General features: G+C 60.0%; 14 protein-coding genes. 10 read left to right on the plus strand and 4 right to left on the minus strand.

Annotated features, from left to right (window positions below):
- Positions 1-1,653, plus strand: coding sequence for an efflux transporter outer membrane subunit (locus ACMX25_RS12645; RefSeq protein ID WP_414950279.1), 1,653 nt, complete (start codon positions 1-3; stop codon positions 1,651-1,653).
- A gap of 97 nt (positions 1,654-1,750) precedes the next feature.
- On the opposite strand, the gene ACMX25_RS12650 is transcribed toward ACMX25_RS12645, so the two are convergent.
- Positions 1,751-3,124, minus strand: a complete 1,374-nt coding sequence (locus tag ACMX25_RS12650) for a nucleobase:cation symporter-2 family protein (RefSeq protein ID WP_414950280.1) — start codon at positions 3,122-3,124, stop codon at positions 1,751-1,753.
- A 478-nt stretch (positions 3,125-3,602) separates the two neighbouring features.
- On the opposite strand from ACMX25_RS12650, the gene ACMX25_RS12655 reads away from it, so the two are divergent.
- The 3 genes from ACMX25_RS12655 to fghA all read left to right on the plus strand — a co-directional run bounded on the left by ACMX25_RS12655 (position 3,603) and on the right by fghA (position 6,938).
- A complete protein-coding gene (locus ACMX25_RS12655) occupies positions 3,603-4,853 on the plus strand; it encodes an AGE family epimerase/isomerase (RefSeq protein ID WP_414950281.1) in 1,251 nt (416 codons plus the stop codon).
- A 58-nt stretch (positions 4,854-4,911) separates the two neighbouring features.
- On the plus strand, positions 4,912-6,018 hold the full coding sequence (locus ACMX25_RS12660; protein ID WP_414950282.1) for an S-(hydroxymethyl)glutathione dehydrogenase/class III alcohol dehydrogenase: 1,107 nt from the start codon (positions 4,912-4,914) through the stop codon (positions 6,016-6,018).
- Positions 6,019-6,092: 74 nt separating this feature from the next.
- Positions 6,093-6,938, plus strand: a complete 846-nt coding sequence (gene fghA, locus ACMX25_RS12665) for an S-formylglutathione hydrolase (protein WP_414950283.1) — start codon at positions 6,093-6,095, stop codon at positions 6,936-6,938.
- A 45-nt stretch (positions 6,939-6,983) separates the two neighbouring features.
- Here the strand turns inward: fghA and ACMX25_RS12670 are convergent, their stop codons facing one another.
- From ACMX25_RS12670 to ACMX25_RS12680, 3 genes are read right to left on the minus strand one after another with little or no spacing between them, the layout of a single operon-like run.
- A complete protein-coding gene (locus tag ACMX25_RS12670; protein WP_414950298.1) occupies positions 6,984-7,766 on the minus strand; it encodes a metal ABC transporter permease in 783 nt (260 codons plus the stop codon).
- Positions 7,759-8,682, minus strand: coding sequence for an ABC transporter ATP-binding protein (locus ACMX25_RS12675; RefSeq protein WP_414950284.1), 924 nt, complete (start codon positions 8,680-8,682; stop codon positions 7,759-7,761). Before ACMX25_RS12675 ends, ACMX25_RS12670 begins: the two co-directional genes overlap by 8 nt.
- 52 nt (positions 8,683-8,734) lie before the next feature.
- Entirely contained in the window at positions 8,735-9,631 is an 897-nt protein-coding gene (locus ACMX25_RS12680) for a metal ABC transporter solute-binding protein (RefSeq protein WP_414950285.1), read from the minus strand.
- Positions 9,632-10,034: 403 nt separating this feature from the next.
- On the opposite strand from ACMX25_RS12680, the gene ACMX25_RS12685 reads away from it, so the two are divergent.
- The 6 genes from ACMX25_RS12685 (at position 10,035) to ACMX25_RS12710 (ending at position 16,133) form a co-directional block, all read left to right on the plus strand.
- Positions 10,035-10,808, plus strand: coding sequence for an L-iditol 2-dehydrogenase (locus ACMX25_RS12685; protein WP_414950286.1), 774 nt, complete (start codon positions 10,035-10,037; stop codon positions 10,806-10,808).
- A 176-nt stretch (positions 10,809-10,984) separates the two neighbouring features.
- Positions 10,985-12,292, plus strand: coding sequence for an ABC transporter substrate-binding protein (locus tag ACMX25_RS12690; RefSeq protein ID WP_414950299.1), 1,308 nt, complete (start codon positions 10,985-10,987; stop codon positions 12,290-12,292).
- A 114-nt stretch (positions 12,293-12,406) separates the two neighbouring features.
- On the plus strand, positions 12,407-13,342 hold the full coding sequence (locus tag ACMX25_RS12695; RefSeq protein ID WP_414950287.1) for a carbohydrate ABC transporter permease: 936 nt from the start codon (positions 12,407-12,409) through the stop codon (positions 13,340-13,342).
- Positions 13,339-14,187: a carbohydrate ABC transporter permease gene (locus tag ACMX25_RS12700; RefSeq protein WP_089162953.1), complete on the plus strand. Its 849-nt coding sequence runs from the start codon at positions 13,339-13,341 to the stop codon at positions 14,185-14,187. Before ACMX25_RS12695 ends, ACMX25_RS12700 begins: the two co-directional genes overlap by 4 nt.
- A 46-nt stretch (positions 14,188-14,233) precedes the next feature.
- Positions 14,234-14,962, plus strand: coding sequence for an HAD family hydrolase (locus tag ACMX25_RS12705; protein ID WP_414950300.1), 729 nt, complete (start codon positions 14,234-14,236; stop codon positions 14,960-14,962).
- A 49-nt stretch (positions 14,963-15,011) separates the two neighbouring features.
- Entirely contained in the window at positions 15,012-16,133 is a 1,122-nt protein-coding gene (locus tag ACMX25_RS12710; protein WP_414950288.1) for an ABC transporter ATP-binding protein, read from the plus strand.
- Positions 16,134-16,589 lie beyond the last annotated feature (456 nt).

Raw genomic sequence — 16,589 nt, forward strand, 5'->3', positions numbered from 1 at the left:
ATGCTAAAACACTCCTTGATGGCAGCAGCGGTCGCGCTTTTTGCGGCTGGCTGCACGATGGCGCCGAAGTACGTGCGCCCGGCGGCGCCCGTCGACCAGACGTTCCCGACGGGCGGCGTGTATGACAAGCAACCGGACGGGGCATCGTCGGTTTCGCCGAGCGCTTCGGCGCAGGTAAAGCCGGCGGTGGATATCGGCTGGCGCGATTTCTTCGTCGATACACGCTTGCAGCAGATCGTTGCAATCGCGCTGAAGAACAACCGCGACCTGCGTGTGTCCATGCTCAATGTGGCAGCGGCACGCTCGCAGTATCAGATCACGCGTGCGGAGTTGCTGCCCACGCTCGATGCAGTCGGGTCGCAGACGAAGCAGCGCACGCCTAAGGATCTGTCGTTCTTCGGGCAGACCATCTCGAACCAGTATTCGGTGGGCGTGAATGCGTCCTGGGAAATCGACTTCTTCGGGCGGATCCAGAGCTTGAAGGATCAAGCGCTCGAGCAGTATTTCGCGCTGGCGGAAACACGCAAGGCGGCAGAAATCTCGCTGGTGTCGCAAGTCGCCGACCAGTACCTGACCATGCTGTCGGATGACGATCAGCTCGCCGTCACGCGTAACACGTTGAAGACGGCACAAGAGTCTTATCGGATCACGAAGCTGCAGTTCGATAACGGCGTAGGCACCGAACTCGACGTGACTCAGTCCGAGGGCATCCTGCAGCAGGCGGCTTCTAATCTGCAGTCGCAATTGCGTCTGCGGGCGCAGGCCGAGAATGCGCTGGTGCTGCTGATTGGTGAGCCGTTGCCGGCAGATTTGGCGCCGGGCATGCCGCTCGACAGCCAGCAACTGCTCGCCGATATCCCCGCCGGTCTGCCTTCAGACCTGCTGACACGACGTCCGGATATTGTGTCGGCGGAGCATACGTTGCTCGCGGCGAACGCGAACATCGGCGCGGCGCGTGCGGCGTTCTTCCCGAAGATTTCGCTGACGGGTAGCTTCGGAACCTTGGCGCCTTCGCTTGGCACGTTGTTCAAGCCGGGTTCGGCGGCGTGGTCGTTCGCACCGCAAATCTCGATTCCGATTTTCGAGGGCGGCGCGAACCTGGCCAACCTGGATCTGGCTCAGATCCAGAAGCGCATCGAGATCGCGAATTACGAGAAGGCGATCCAGACGGCGTTCCGCGAAGTGGCGGACGGGCTGGCCGCGCGCGGTACGTATGACGAGCAGATCAAGGCGCTCGAGTCGTATGTGAGGTCGCAGGCTCGCGGGCTGGAGCTGTCGGATATGCGGTATCGAAACGGTGTGGACAACTATCTCGCCGTGCTGACGGCTCAGACGAACCTGTACACGGCGCAGCAGTTGCTGATTACGGCGCGGCTGAACCGGGCGACGAACCTTGTCGATTTGTATCGTGAGCTGGGTGGCGGCTGGGTCGAGCATGCAGGCGATCAGCCACGTCCTTCCGATGCGATGCCGGATTATCGCGATATCGGTACGCCGACGGCGGCTGCTCCTGCCGCTTCGGGTACGACGGTCAGCTCGGCTTCGTCGACGGGTTCGGCAGGTCCAGCGAAGCTGGTGCCGGTGCAGCATCTGGTGCCGGCAGCAAAACCGCAGGTCGATGCCGACGGGAAGACGGTGGGTTCGGCGGGATAAAGTTTTACGTGCTTCAGATGTTGAAAACCGCAGCCTTTTGGGGCTGCGGTTTTTTTATTGCGGCTATTTTATCTCTCTCAGTCCAGCGCGAACTCCCTCAGTGCTTCACCTTCGCCGTGCCGTCAAAATCCCTTCCGGCATGACGGATTGCGCAGGTCGCATCGCGTTCTTTCCTCACGCCGTTGAACACGATATTCAACAGCACCGCCGACACCGACGCCAGCAAGATCCCGCTATGAAGAATGGGTTCCAGCGCATGCGGCAACTGCGAGAAGAACTTTGGCGCGACGACCGGCACGAGTCCCAGGCCAATACTCACCGCGACGATAAACAGGTTGTGGTGGTTCTTCACGAAGTCGACCTTCGACAACACTTTGATTCCGTTCGCCGCGACCATGCCGAACATGACAATGCCCGCGCCGCCAAGCACGAACGGTGGCACCGACGCCACCACCTGCGCCATCTTCGGAAACAGCCCGAGCGCGACGAGGATCACGCCGCCGGTCGCACACACGAAGCGGCTCTTCACGCCCGTGACGCCAATCAGCCCGACGTTCTGCGAGAACGACGTATGCGGAAACGAGTTGAAGATCCCGCCGATCAGCGTGCCCAATCCATCGACTCTTAGGCCGCGCACCAGTGCATCCTGAGCGACGGGACGCTCGACCATGTCGCCGACGGCCAGGAACATGCCCGTCGATTCGATGAACGTCACGAACATGACGATGATCATGGTTGCGATGGAAAGCGGGTCGAAGTGCGGCAGGCCGAAGTGAAACGGCAGCACGATGCCGACCCACGGCGCGCTTGTCACGCCGTTGAGGTCGACGCGTCCAAGCGACATGGCAATCCCGAACCCCGCCACGATGCCGAGCAACACCGAAATATTCGCGATAAACCCGCGTGCAAACTTGTTGATCATCAGGATCAGGGTGAGCACGACAAGCGCCAGCAGCAGGTACACCGGATTGCCGTATTCAGGATTTCCGACACCACCGGCTGCCCAGTTGATGCCCACGCCCATCAGCGACAAACCGATCACCGCGATCACGGTGCCGACCACGACGGGCGGAAAGAATCGCAGCAACTTTCCGATCATTGGCGCGATGAGAATCCCCACGATACCCGCCGCAATCGTCGCACCGAAGATATCGAGAAGGCCAAGTCCCGGATTCGTGCCGATGGCGACCATCGGGCCGACGGCGGCGAACGTGCAGCCCATGATCACCGGCAAGCGGATGCCGAAGATCCAGAGGCCCAATGTCTGGATCAGCGTGGCGACGCCGCACGAGAAAAGGTCGGCGCTGATGAGGAACGCGATCTGGTCTTTCGGCAGCTTGAGCGCGGCGCCCAAAATCAGCGGGACCGCGACGGCGCCTGCGTACATGACGAGTACGTGTTGTATGCCTAGCGTAAGCAACTGGGCGGCGGGTAACCGCTCGTCGCACGGGTGAACTTGGGGGGATGCCATGTCGTCTTTGTCTCCAATGTTGACCGGATTTAGCGCTACGCCGGCCCATGCAAGTTGCTTGCGTTGATCCGAGTGTGTCCCTCGAATTGGTTATTCAAGGTACGTGGCGTAAAAAGCGAGAACAAGTCGACGTTGGCGTATGGCCCCCTTAGCCATGTTGATATGCCGCGCGTGCCTTAATATCGCGTCTGGCGCCGTGAAGCCATGGCTGGCGGGCGAACGACGATTTGCGTCGCGCCCGGCAAGGCGTCCGGATACGACGCGTGGTTATGATGGTTATCTGCCGCGCCGCATAGTCTCTTTTCCGGGGGCGCGGCGCGGGCAGCGGGTAAACCCGTCGCAACCCGTTTTTATCGCTTACTTTTTCTGGGCAACGCGAGCGCGTTTTAACGCAGCGTTTCGGCCTCCGCTTACACTTACGCTCGCCCTGGCGAGTCCGCGCGAATTCACGAAATAGTAAGACGATCTCATACGAAATATGTCCGACCCAAACACGTCCCCGACTTCACATCCTGACTATCCCGACTTTCGCTCGCGTGAGTTCCTGCTCGATCATGCATTGCGGACCATGACGTTTTATCACCCGCACTGCATGGACCCAGCGGGCGGTTTCTATCATTTCTACAAGGACGACGGCACGATCTACGACCGCAAGTCGCGGCATTTGGTGTCGAGCACGCGCTTCGTTTTTAACTATGCGATGGCGTTCAAGCACTTCGGCCTCGATGAGTATCGCGGCGGCGTGCTGCATGGCATTGAATATTTGCGCGAGTTCCATCGGAATCCGCAGACCGGCGGGTATGCCTGGACGCTCAACGGCCGCGATGTCACCGATGCAACCAACCATTGCTACGGCCTCGCGTTCGTTGTGCTGGCGTACGCGAAGGCGCTGGAAGCAGGCTTTGAAGAAGCGCGCGGGTACCTGGAAGAAACCTGGGACCTGATGGAAACGCACTTCTGGGACGCGGCACACGGCCTCTACAAAGATGAGGCAAGCGCGGACTGGGTGGTGTCGGACTATCGCGGACAAAACGCCAACATGCATGCTTGCGAAGCGATGCTCGCCGCGTTCGAAGCGTCGCAGGATGTGCGTTATCTGGACCGCGCCGCGCTGCTGGCGGACAACATGGTGAATCGTCAGGCGACGCTCGCCGGTGGTCTGGTCTGGGAGCACTACAAGCCGGACTGGTCGGTCGATTGGGACTACAACAAGGGCGACAAGACGAACATCTTCCGGCCGTGGGGATTCCAGCCGGGCCATCAGACGGAATGGGCCAAGCTGCTGCTGATTCTGGACCGGCATCGTCCGGATCCATGGCACGTCGCGCGCGCACGGGAATTGTTCGATCGCGCGATGGATTTGTCGTGGGACCAAGAGCACGGCGGGATGGTTTACGGCTTCGACATCAAGGGCGATTTCTACGACGAGGACAAGTACTTCTGGGTCCAGGCCGAGTCGATGGCCGCCGCCGCGCTGCTCGCCGATCAAGCCGGGAAAGCCGGGAAAGCCGATCAAGCCGCCGACACGGCCGCGGCAACGCGGTACTGGAACGATTACGAGCGCCTCTGGGCGTATAGCTGGGACCATTTCGTCGATCACAAATGGGGCGCGTGGTACCGCATACTCGCCCGCGACAACACGAAATACAGCAACGAAAAAAGCCCGGCCGGCAAGGTCGACTATCACACCATGGGCGCATGCTACGAAGTACTGAACGTCGTCCCTTAATGTATCGCCTGCCGGTCGGTTTGAATCTACGATCTACGATCAACGAAAGGAGCCTCATATGAAAACCAAAGCCGCCATTGCATGGGAAGCCGGAAAGCCGCTCACCATCGAGGAAGTGGATCTCGAAGGGCCGCGCGCCGGTGAAGTGCTGATCGAAGTGAAGGCGACCGGCATTTGCCACACCGATTACTACACGCTCTCGGGCGCGGATCCGGAAGGTATCTTCCCGGCAATTCTCGGCCATGAAGGCGCGGGTATCGTGGTCGATGTCGGCCCGGGCGTGGGCACGCTGAGGAAGGGTGATCACGTCATTCCGCTCTATACGCCCGAGTGCCGCCAGTGCAAGTTCTGCCTGTCGCGCAAGACCAATCTGTGCCAGGCCATCCGTTCGACGCAAGGCCGCGGCTTGATGCCGGATGCGACATCGCGCTTTTCCATCGGCGGGAAGCCGTTGTTCCATTACATGGGGACGTCGACGTTTTCGAACTACATCGTCGTGCCGGAAATAGCGGTGGCGAAAGTGCGTGAAGATGCGCCCTTCGACAAGATTTGCTATATCGGCTGCGGCGTGACGACAGGCGTGGGCGCGGTCGTGTATTCAGCGAAGGTCGAAGCCGGTGCGAACGTGGTGGTGTTCGGGCTGGGCGGCATTGGCTTGAACGTGATCCAGGGCGCGAAGATGGTCGGGGCCGACAAGATCATCGGCGTCGACATCAATCCGCGTCGCGTTGAGCTGGCGAAGAAGTTCGGCATGACGCACTTCATCAACCCGAATGACGTGCCGAATGTGGTCGATCACATCGTGCAATTGACTGATGGCGGCGCGGACTATTCGTTCGAATGTATCGGCAATACGAAGGTGATGCGTCAGGCGCTGGAATGCACGCACAAGGGCTGGGGCCAGTCGTTCATCATCGGCGTGGCGGCAGCGGGCGAAGAGATCAGCACACGGCCGTTTCAGCTGGTCACGGGGCGTGAGTGGAAAGGCTCGGCGTTCGGTGGTGCACGTGGGCGCACCGATGTGCCGAAGATTGTCGACTGGTACATGGAAGGCAAGATCAATATCGATGACCTGATCACGCACACGCTGCCGCTGGAACGCATCAACGAAGGTTTCGACCTGATGAAGAAAGGCGAATCGATCCGCTCGGTGGTGCTGTATTAAGACGCTACGCGCAAGCTGAGGTGACGCGCCGCAGATGGTGCGCTGCCTTGGCAAAAAAAAGAAGAGGTGAAGCAATGCTGGAACTTGTGGAAGAGCATCGGTGCTGCGGCGGCGTGCAGCGAACCTACAAACACGACTCGCAATCGATCGGCTTGCCGATGCGATTCTCGGTGTTCTTGCCGGCCGAGGCGTCGACGGGGAAAGTGCCCGCGTTGTTTTATCTCGCGGGTCTCACTTGTACGGAAGAGACCTTTCCGATCAAGGCCGGCGCGCAGCGTTACGCGGCTGAGCATGGCATTGCGCTGATCGCGCCGGATACGAGCCCGCGCGGCGCGGGCGTGCCGAACGAAAGCGCGGCGTGGGACTTCGGCGTGGGTGCGGGATTTTACGTCGATGCCACGCAGGAACCGTGGGCGCGGCACTATCGAATGTACGCGTATGTGACGCAGGATCTGCTGGCGACGGTGCTTGCTGAATTGCCGGTGCGCGAGGATCGGCTTGGCATTTTCGGCCACTCGATGGGTGGTCACGGTGCGTTAGTTCTCGCGCTGAAGAACCCGGACATTTATAAGTCGGTGTCCGCGTTTGCGCCGATCGCCGCGCCCTCGCAATGCCCTTGGGGCGTGAAGGCGTTTTCAGGTTATCTGGGTGAAGACCGGGAAACGTGGAAGCAGTATGACGCGAGCGAACTGGTGAAGACGGTGGCATCGAAATTTGAAGCGGGGATTTTGATCGACCAGGGTCTCGCCGATAACTTCCTCGCAGCGCAGTTGCATCCGGAGTTATTCGAAGCGGCGGCGAAGGCGGCAGGGCAGGAAGTGACGGTGCGCAGGCATGAAGGTTATGACCACGGGTATTACTTCATCTCGACGTTTGTTGGCGAGCATATTGCGTTTCATGCGCGGACCTTGTGCGCTTGAGAGTGTGTCTGGGACGAAAGCGCTTGATGCGCTTTCGCTTCTGGTTCATTTCCGCCCCAACAAACTCAACCCATACACCCCTGCCGCCAGGATCGTGATCCAGAAGCTCGTCGGCCAGTCGGTGTAATACGCCAGCGTCAATCCCAACCACGCCTGCACCAGCGCGAAAACTGCCGAGAGCAGCACGCCGGTCGACAACCGCGTCGCGACATTCTGCGCCGCCGCCGCCGGTCCCACCATCAGCGCGAAGACGAGCAATACGCCCACTATCTGCGTCGATGCCGCCACCGCCAGCGCCGTGATCGCGAGAAACAGGATGGACACGAGGCGCAGCGATACCCCTTTGGCTTCGGCCAGTTCCGGTTGCAGCGAAGCGAACAATAACGGCCGCATGATGATCGCGAGCGCGCCAAGGCTGACCACTGCAAGCCCGGCAAGCACCACCAGCGTTTCATGACTCACGCCAAGCACATTGCCGAACAGCAGCGCAGTCGCCTGGCTGGCATACGCGGTGAAGAAGTGCAGGAACAGCAAGCCGAAACCGAGCGACAACGTCAGGATCACGCCGATAGCGACATCGCGTCCCGTCAGCTTTTCGCCGAGCGCGCCCATGCCGATACCGGCCGCCAGCGTGAAGCCGATCATGCCCCAGAGCGGCGACATGCCGACCAGCACGGCGCCGGTCGCGCCGGTGAAACCCACGTGAGATAACGCGTGCCCCGCGAAGGTCTGGCCGCGCAACACAAGGAAGTAGCCGACCACGCCCGCCAGCACCGCGACAATCCCTGACGCCGCGAAGGCGTTCTGCATGAACTCGTATTCAAACATCGTGGGAATGCTTTCCGGTGTGGTGATGACCATGGCTATGGCCGTGATCATGATCGTGATCGTGGGAATGAGAATGGCCGTCGGGACCGTCCTCGTGCGCGTGATCGAGCTTGTCGACCTCCACGTCGCCGGCCATCACGAAGATACGGCCGTTCACGCGCATCACATCGATGGGCGATCCATATAGCTGCGATAAAACCGGCTTCGTGATGACTTCATCGATCGTACCGAGCGCGGCGCGCCCATTGCCGAGATACAGCACACGGTCGATAGAGTTCAGCAGCGGATTCAGTTCGTGCGCGGAGAACAGCACGGTAATGCCGAGTTCACGCTGCACGCTGCGCACGAGATCGACCACGCCCGTTTGATGACGTGGATCGAGACTGATCAGGGGTTCATCGAGGAGGAGGAGTTTCGGGTCGCCGAGCAGGCATTGTGCAAGCAGCAAACGCTGCCGTTCGCCCCCCGACAACTCGGACAACGGCCGCGTGGCGAGTGCGCGTCCGCCGACCAGATCGAGTACACGGTCGACATCGGCACGCGCTGCGGCGCTCGCGCGTGGCAAGCCCCAGCGATGACCATCGGCGGCCATCGCGACGAAATCGCGGCCGCGCAGATGCCGGCCGGCAAGACCGCTCCGCGTTTGCGGCATGTAGCCCACTGACGGATTACCGCGGACGACCGCTGCGCCGTTCACGCGAATCGTTCCCTTCGATAACGGCAGCAACCCCAGCATTGCGCGCATCAACGTGGTCTTGCCGGCGCCGTTCGGACCCAGCACACCGATAAACTCACCCGCCGCAACGCTGAAGCTGGCGTCCTTCAGGATCGACCGTCCGCCGAGCTCGAGCGCGACATGCTCGACTTCCAGCGCGCCGGCTTTAACGCGCGCTGAACCCGCGTCCGGAGCCGTCATTGCAACGCGCCCGAAAGCGCGCACGTTTCAATCCTTCTATTGCCACATCCCGTCATTGTGTCTTTCCCTGCAGCGCAACCGACAACGCGTCGAGCTGCGACGTCATCCATGTCTGGAAGGTCTTGCCGGCGGGCAGCGTCTCGGTGACGCTGATGCTCGGCACGTGTGAATCGTGGGCCACTTTCAACATGCGTTTCGTGAGTGCTTCCGTCGCCTGGCTGTTATAAATCAGCACGTGCACGCGACGCTCGCGCAGATCCTTTTCGAACGCGGCGATATCCGTTGCGCTCGGTTCCGTGTCGTTCATCGCGGCAAGCTGGAAACGATTGTTGCGCATGTCGAGGCCGATCGCATCCGACATATAACCGAACACCGGCTCCGTCGCCGTCACGGGTACGCCCTTGTATTGGCTTTTAAGCGCGGCGACCTTCTCGTCGATCGGTTTCACCGACGCCAGGAAAGTCGCGAGACGCGCGTCGTAGTCAGCCTTGTGCGCCGGGTCCGCCTGCACCAAATACTGACTCACCGCTTTCGCCACGGTCGGCATGGTCGCCGGGTCGTACCAGAGATGCGGATTATCGCCGGATTTCCTGCCCATCAGTTGCGCCGCGACGATGGTCGTGCGCCCCTTTTCCTTCGATGCCGACAGCAGCTTGTCCATCCACGGATCGTAGTCGGCGCCGTTATACACGACAAGCACCGCGTTCTGCAACGCGCGCGCGGTCTTCGGGCTGGCTTCGAACAGATGCGGATCTTCATCGGGGTTGCTCAGGATGCTCGTCACCTGAACATGGTTGCCGCCGAGCTGACGCACGACATCGCCATAGAAATTCTCTGCCGCGACCACCGGCACCACGCCCGTGGCCGCCGTCTGTGCGGTGGCTGCGCCGTAAAAGCTGGCATATAAAAGGGCGGCGCAGGTCAGGACGGCAGCGGCAAGTTTGCTCATGGTGGTTCCTGGAATGAAGGTGAGTTGAGGCTAACAATGTGTGTCGTGTTCTTGTTCTGCTCGGTTGCCGCAAAGGTGAGACGACCGTTCAAGTCGACCGCGATGATATAACGTATCACTCCGTTTTGCATCCGCTGACGTATTACAAAAGCCTGTCCAAGGCTCTTTGGTGACGTCCTCAGATATCCCGCAAACCCGCGCCGGTTGGGGTTTTCCCGCAGTTTTGAGGTGCTTTGCGCGCCGCAGCATCGAAACATGACGGCGTGCCTTGACACCGCCTCACGCCTCACCGATCATTCGACCAAACAGAGAGCAATTGATCGCGCAAAGAGCGTTCGCTCACTGTGACGCGTTTTAACTGTGCAATTCAAGCAAGCGAATCAGAGACAAACCGGAGACAGCCGTGAGACTGCAGGACAAGGTAGCAATCGTGACGGGTGCGGCAAGCGGGATTGGCGAAGCGGTCACGAAACGATTTCTGGACGAAGGCGCGAAAGTTGTCGTCGTCGATCTGAAAGACGAAGCCGAGTTGGCGCAGCGTTTCCCTGAGAGTGCGGGACGCGTGCTGGCTTTGAAGGCGGACGTCACGAAGCGCGAAGACCTGGAGCGCATTGTCTCCAGCACCGTCGATAAATTCGGCGGCATCGACATCCTCTTCAATAACGCGGCGCTCTTCGACATGCGCCCGATCCTCGACGAATCCTGGGACATCTTCGACCGCCTCTTCTCGGTCAACGTGAAGGGCATGTTCTTCCTGATGCAACTCGTGGCGCTTCGCATGGTGGAGCAGGGCCGTGGCGGCAAAATCGTGAACATGTCGTCGCAGGCCGGGCGTCGCGGCGAGGCGCTAGTTTCCCACTATTGCGCGACCAAAGCCGCCGTGATCAGCTATACGCAATCAGCCGCGCTGGGGCTCGCCAAGCATGGCATCAACGTGAACAGCATCGCACCGGGTGTTGTCGATACCCCGATGTGGGAGACGGTCGACGCGCTCTTCGCGAAGTACGAAAACCGCCCGCTCGGCGAGAAGAAACGGCTGGTCGGAGAGGCCGTGCCGCTCGGCCGCATGGGCCTGCCAAACGACCTGACGGGTGCGGCACTGTTCCTCGTATCGGCCGATTCGGACTACATCACGGCACAAACACTGAACGTGGACGGCGGTAACTGGATGAGTTGAACGCCTGCATCCAGGCGACCGCAGCAAAGATTATTAGCGAAAGTAGTTAAAGCAGCACCTGTACTACCCGAGTATCGACTGCTTCAAGCAACGCAACGCAAGACCAGCGCCCGTGCTAACGATAAAGGAGACGAAACAACATGAAACGCGCCAACTTCACCCTCAAGAACCTGCCGATGCGCTCGCTCGCATTCGCTGCATTCGCCGTTGCCTCGATTGCGCCAATTGCCGCAAAAGCCGCGACCGTGACGATCGCGACGCTCAACAACCCGGACATGATCGAGTTGAAGAAGCTGTCGCCGGCGTTCGAAAAGGCGAATCCGGACATTCAATTGAAGTGGGTCATCCTGGAAGAAAACGTACTGCGCCAGCGCGCCACGACCGACATCACCACGAACAGCGGCCAGTTCGACGTGATGGCGATCGGCACGTATGAAGCGCCGCAGTGGGGCAAGCGCGGCTGGCTCGCACCGATGACGAACCTGCCGGCCAGCTACGATCTCGACGACGTGGTGAAGACCGCTCGCGACGGCCTCTCGTATAACGGCCAGTTGTACGCGCTGCCGTTCTACGTCGAAAGCTCAATGACGTATTACCGCAAGGACCTGTTCGATGCCGCCGGCCTGAAGATGCCCGACCAGCCGACCTACGACCAGATCAAACAATTCGCCGACAAGCTCACCGACAAATCGAAAGGCCAGTACGGCATCTGCCTGCGCGGCAAAGCAGGCTGGGGCGAGAACATGGCGTATTTCTCGACCGTCGTGAATACCTTCGGCGGCCGCTGGTTCGACGAGAAGTGGCAAGCCCAGCTCGATACCCCGGAATGGCACAAGGCCCTCACGTTCTACTCGGACCTGCTTAAGAACGACGGCCCGCCGGGAGCCAGCTCGAATGGTTTCAACGAGAACCTGACGTTGATGTCGTCGGGCAAGTGCGCGATGTGGATCGACGCGACGGTGGCAGCGGGCATGTTGTACAACAAGGCGCAATCGCAAGTCGCTGACAAGATCGGCTTCGCGGCCGCACCGGTCGCGGTCACGCCGAAGGGCAACCACTGGTTGTGGTCGTGGTCGCTCGCGATTCCCAAGACCTCCAAGTCGCAAGATGCTGCGAAGAAGTTCGCGACCTGGGCTACATCGAAGGAATATATCGAACTGGTTGCGAAGGACGAAGGCTGGGCCTCGGTTCCCCCAGGCACGCGCAAGTCGACCTACGCCAATCCGGAATACAAGAAAGCGGCGCCGTTCGGTGACTTCGTGCTGAGCGCCATCGAATCGGCGAGCCCGACCGATGCAACGCTGCAAAAGGTGCCGTACACGGGTGTCCAGTTCGTCGGGATTCCTGAATTCCAGTCGTTCGGTACCGTCGTTGGCCAGTCGATCGCCGGCGTGGTTGCCGGACAGACGACCGTTGATGCCGCGCTGAAGGCCGGCAATGCCGCGGCCAATCGTGCCGTGAAGCAGGCCGGGTACCAGAAGTAAGGACCCGAAGCAGCAGACTTTGTTGCGCCTAATGTAGTACAGCGGGCCGCGCGGCTTCTGTGAAGAAGCCTCAAGCGCGCGGCCCGCGCATCATCATCGAGAGGTGACACGATCATGAGTCAACTTAATCCCCCCCTCACAGACGGTTACGCGGAATCCGCCGCAGCGCGCGACAAGAAGCGCGCGAAGTCGGTCCGCTGGCTCATCATGCCGTCGACCGCCGTACTGTTCCTGTGGATGGCCATCCCGCTCGCGATGACCATCTGGTATTCGTTCTCCAAATACAACCTGCTCAACCCCGATGTCAAAGGGTTTGCCGGGCTGGATAACTATGAATTCCTGGCCACCGATCCGGCCTTCCTGCCGTCCATTGTTCACACGCTGACGCTGATCGGATCGGTATTGCTAATCACGGTGATCGGCGGCGTGCTGCTGGCCGTGCTGTTCGATCGCAAGTTCATCGGCCAGGGCATTGCGCGGCTGCTGGTGATTGCACCGTTCTTCGTCATGCCAACAGTCAGCGCGCTGATCTGGAAGAACATGATCCTGCATCCGGTGTATGGGCTGATAGCACAGTTGATGCGATCGTTGGGGCTCCAGCCGATCGACTGGTTCGGCGACTATCCGCTCTTTGCGGTGATCGTGATCGTTGCGTGGCAGTGGTTGCCGTTCGCGTTCCTGATTCTCTTCACGGCGATCCAGTCGCTGGACCAGGAGCAGAAGGAAGCGGCGCGCATCGACGGTGCCGGCGCTTTCTCCATGTTCTTCTACATCACGCTGCCGCATTTGAAACGCGCGATAGCCGTGGTGGTGATGATGGAAACCATTTTCCTGCTCTCCATCTTCGCTGAAATCTATACGACGACCGGCGGCGGCCCAGGTACGGCGACCACCATCCTGTCGTACTTGATCTACGCGCTCGGCCTGCAGCAATTCGACGTCGGCCTGGCTTCTGCCGGCGGCATTCTGGCGGTCGTACTGGCGAACGTCGTGGCGTTCTTCCTGGTGCGCATGCTCGCGAAGAACCTGAAAGGGGAGTACGAATCATGAGCCATCCCGTTACCGCAACAACGTCCGTGCCGATCCTCGACACGCTCAAGCGTGGCGTGCTGGGTGTGATCGCGTGGCTGTTCGCGCTGCTGCTGTTTTTCCCGATCTTCTGGATGACCATCACGGCGTTCAAGACCGAGCAGCAGGCGTATTCGTCATCGCTGATCTTCACGCCTACGCTCGATAGTTTCCGCGAGGTGTTCGCGCGTAGTAACTACTTTGCGTTTGCGTGGAACTCCATCCTGATCTCGGTCGGCGTCACGGTGATCTGCTTGTTGTTCGCCGTGCCGTGCGCCTACGCGATGGCGTTTTTCCCGACCAAGAAAACGCAGAAAGTGCTGCTGTGGATGCTCTCGACGAAGATGATGCCGTCGGTGGGCGTGCTCGTGCCGATCTACCTGCTGTGGAAAAACACCGGCATGCTCGACACGGTGTGGGGTTTGATCATTGTCTACACGCTGATTAACTTGCCGATTGCCGTCTGGATGTCGTACACGTACTTCAACGAAATCCCGCGCGACATCCTGGAAGCGGGGCGTATAGACGGCGCGGCGACGTGGCAGGAAATTGTCTACTTGCTGATGCCGATGTCGCTGCCCGGGCTCGCCTCGACCGCGTTGCTCCTCGTGATCCTGTCGTGGAACGAGGCGTTCTGGAGTATCAACCTATCGAGTTCGAACGCGGCGCCGCTGACGGTGTTCATCGCGTCGTACTCGAGTCCTGAAGGTTTGTTCTGGGCGAAGCTTTCGGCGGCCTCATTGCTCGCTGTTGCACCCATCCTGATTGTCGGCTGGTTGTCGCAGAAGCAACTGGTGCGCGGCCTGACCTTCGGCGCGGTGAAATGAAGCTTAATCCGAAGTGGAACGTGAGGTTGATCCAGTGAACCTGAACTTGTCCCAAGCCGGCGTACCGGACGCGCTCGCTCCAGTCGATGCCCTCGACGGGCATCTGCTGATCTGCGATTGCGACGGCGTATTGATCGACAGCGAAGCCATTGCGGGACGCGTGCTCGTGCAGGAGATGCAGGCACTGTGGCCCGGCGTGGATGCCGAGCCGATCGTCACGCCGCTGCTCGGGCTGCGGATCGAAACGGTGCTGCAGCGCACGGCTGAAGCGCTCGGCCGGACGCTTGATGCAGCCCAGGTCGAAGCAATCCGCGTGGTCGTGGAAGCCGCGGCCGTGGAAGGGCCGGCGGTCGATGGAATCGAGGCCGCGCTGGCCGCGATTTCGTTGCGCAAAGCCTGCGCGAGCAACAGCTTTACGTCGTATGTGGAAGCCGTGCTGAACCGCACGGGCCTCGTGCGGTTTTTCGGCGAGCGTCTGTTTTGCGCCGATAAAGTGCCGAACCCGAAACCCGCGCCCGATGTTTATCTCGCTGCGGCGCGGACCCTGCGTGTTGCACCTGAACGCTGCGTGGTGGTCGAAGACAGCGTGACCGGCGTCACCGCGGCGGCGGCGGCGGGCATGACCGTGCTGGGTTTCCTGGGTGGCGGTCATGCAACTGAAGGACAAATTGATGCGCTGAAACGTGCTGGCGCAAGTGTCGTGTTCGACGAGATGGGACAACTTCCCGCGCTCGTCGGGCAGTGGCTGCAAAACGCAAGCTTCGAACTGCCGTGAGCCTCTTGCTCGCAGAAAACGAAGCCAAGTTAAAGACGGAGACATCATCATGGCAAGCCTGAATCTGCGTAACATCAACAAGCGCTACGAAGAAACGGAAGTGATTCGCAGCGTGAACCTCGACATCGCCGATGGCGAGTTCGTCGTGTTCGTAGGCCCAAGCGGTTGCGGCAAATCCACGCTGATGCGGATGATCGCCGGGCTGGAAGATATTACCGGCGGCGACCTCACTATTGACGGTGTGCGCGTGAATGACGTGCAGCCGGCCAAGCGCGGAATTGCGATGGTGTTCCAGTCGTACGCGCTGTATCCGCACATGACGCTGTACGACAACATGGCGTTTGGGCTGAAGCTGGCCGGTACGAGCAAGCCGGAGATTGATGCAGCGGTGAAGCAGGCCGCGAAGATCCTGCACATCGATCATTTGCTTGATAGGAAACCTAAGCAATTGTCGGGTGGACAGCGTCAGCGGGTAGCGATCGGCCGGGCGATTACGCGCAAGCCGAAGGTGTTTCTCTTCGATGAACCGCTGTCCAACCTTGACGCTGCGTTGCGCGTGAAGATGCGTTTGGAATTTGCGCGGCTGCATGACGAGCTCAAGACCACGATGATCTACGTGACGCACGATCAGGTGGAAGCCATGACGCTGGCTGACAAGATCGTGGTGTTGTCGGCGGGGAATGTGGAGCAGGTCGGAACGCCGAACCAGCTTTATCACGCGCCGCAGAACAAGTTCGTGGCGGGGTTTATCGGTTCGCCGAAGATGAATTTCTTTAACGCCGAAGTCACGCAGGTTTTAAGCGATGGCGTGCTGGTGAAGTATGCGACGGGTGAGACGCAGTTGACGGCGGTCGAGCCGGGTAGTGCGAAGGTCGGTGAAACGGTGACGGTCGGGATTCGTCCCGAGCATCTGCATGCTGGGACGGCGGCGACGGTCGAGCACGGGGTATCGGCGAAGACGATGGCCGTGGAGTCGCTCGGCGATGCTGCTTATCTGTACGCGGAGTCTTCCGTTGCGCCGGAAGGGATCATCGCCAGGATTCCGCCGCTCGAGCGGCATTCTCGTGGTGAGGTGCTGAAGCTTGGCGCGATGCCCGAGCATTGCCATTTGTTTAATGCCGATGGGATTGCTTATCAGCGGAAGATTGTTGAGGTGTTGTCAGCGGCCTAGGGGGTGGTGGTTGCTCGCGCCGGTGGACGGACGCGTCTGGCGCGGGTTGGGGGTAGTGCGGGGTCAATGGTGGGTTGCACGGGTTCTGTGTTAGCGGTCTGGTTCATTGCCGGGTTGCTGCTTTTCAGGTCTTCGCGCGTTTAGTGTTAGTTGTTCTCTTTATCACTATTAGCCACTGCGCGTGGCGGCGCGTCATTTCTTGGTCCTTAGCGACAAAGAAACGAAGCAAAGAAAACGCTTTCACCGCTCTACCCTAATCTCACTGTGTCATAAAAAACGACAGTTTCTTTTATGTTTCATTCTATAATAAGGAATCCTTATTTACCAGTGGACTGCAATGGAAAATCTGGAGAAGTTCGATCGCTACATCGAGCACCTGTGCGCAGCGTTAGGGCATGAGGATCGGAACGCCGGATTGCAGGACTATTGTCGCGGGCTGATGCTGCCGATCCATCG

The sequence above is a fragment of the Caballeronia eucalypticola genome (assembly GCF_047608185.1).
Lineage (GTDB): Bacteria > Pseudomonadota > Gammaproteobacteria > Burkholderiales > Burkholderiaceae > Caballeronia.

Excerpts from the sequence above, each read along its gene's own strand:
- ACMX25_RS12675 (WP_414950284.1), bottom strand. The coding sequence starts at position 8,682 with ATGACGGCTCCGGACGCGGGTTCAGCGCGCGTTAAAGCCGGCGCGCTG.
- ACMX25_RS12650 (WP_414950280.1), bottom strand. The coding sequence starts at position 3,124 with ATGGCATCCCCCCAAGTTCACCCGTGCGACGAGCGGTTACCCGCCGCC.
- ACMX25_RS12660 (WP_414950282.1), top strand. The coding sequence starts at position 4,912 with ATGAAAACCAAAGCCGCCATTGCATGGGAAGCCGGAAAGCCGCTCACC.
- ACMX25_RS12700 (WP_089162953.1), top strand. The coding sequence starts at position 13,339 with ATGAGCCATCCCGTTACCGCAACAACGTCCGTGCCGATCCTCGACACG.
- ACMX25_RS12695 (WP_414950287.1), top strand. The coding sequence starts at position 12,407 with ATGAGTCAACTTAATCCCCCCCTCACAGACGGTTACGCGGAATCCGCC.
- ACMX25_RS12670 (WP_414950298.1), bottom strand. The coding sequence starts at position 7,766 with ATGTTTGAATACGAGTTCATGCAGAACGCCTTCGCGGCGTCAGGGATT.
- fghA (WP_414950283.1), top strand. The coding sequence starts at position 6,093 with ATGCTGGAACTTGTGGAAGAGCATCGGTGCTGCGGCGGCGTGCAGCGA.
- ACMX25_RS12655 (WP_414950281.1), top strand. The coding sequence starts at position 3,603 with ATGTCCGACCCAAACACGTCCCCGACTTCACATCCTGACTATCCCGAC.
- ACMX25_RS12680 (WP_414950285.1), bottom strand. The coding sequence starts at position 9,631 with ATGAGCAAACTTGCCGCTGCCGTCCTGACCTGCGCCGCCCTTTTATAT.
- ACMX25_RS12710 (WP_414950288.1), top strand. The coding sequence starts at position 15,012 with ATGGCAAGCCTGAATCTGCGTAACATCAACAAGCGCTACGAAGAAACG.
- ACMX25_RS12645 (WP_414950279.1), top strand. The coding sequence starts at position 1 with ATGCTAAAACACTCCTTGATGGCAGCAGCGGTCGCGCTTTTTGCGGCT.
- ACMX25_RS12690 (WP_414950299.1), top strand. The coding sequence starts at position 10,985 with ATGCGCTCGCTCGCATTCGCTGCATTCGCCGTTGCCTCGATTGCGCCA.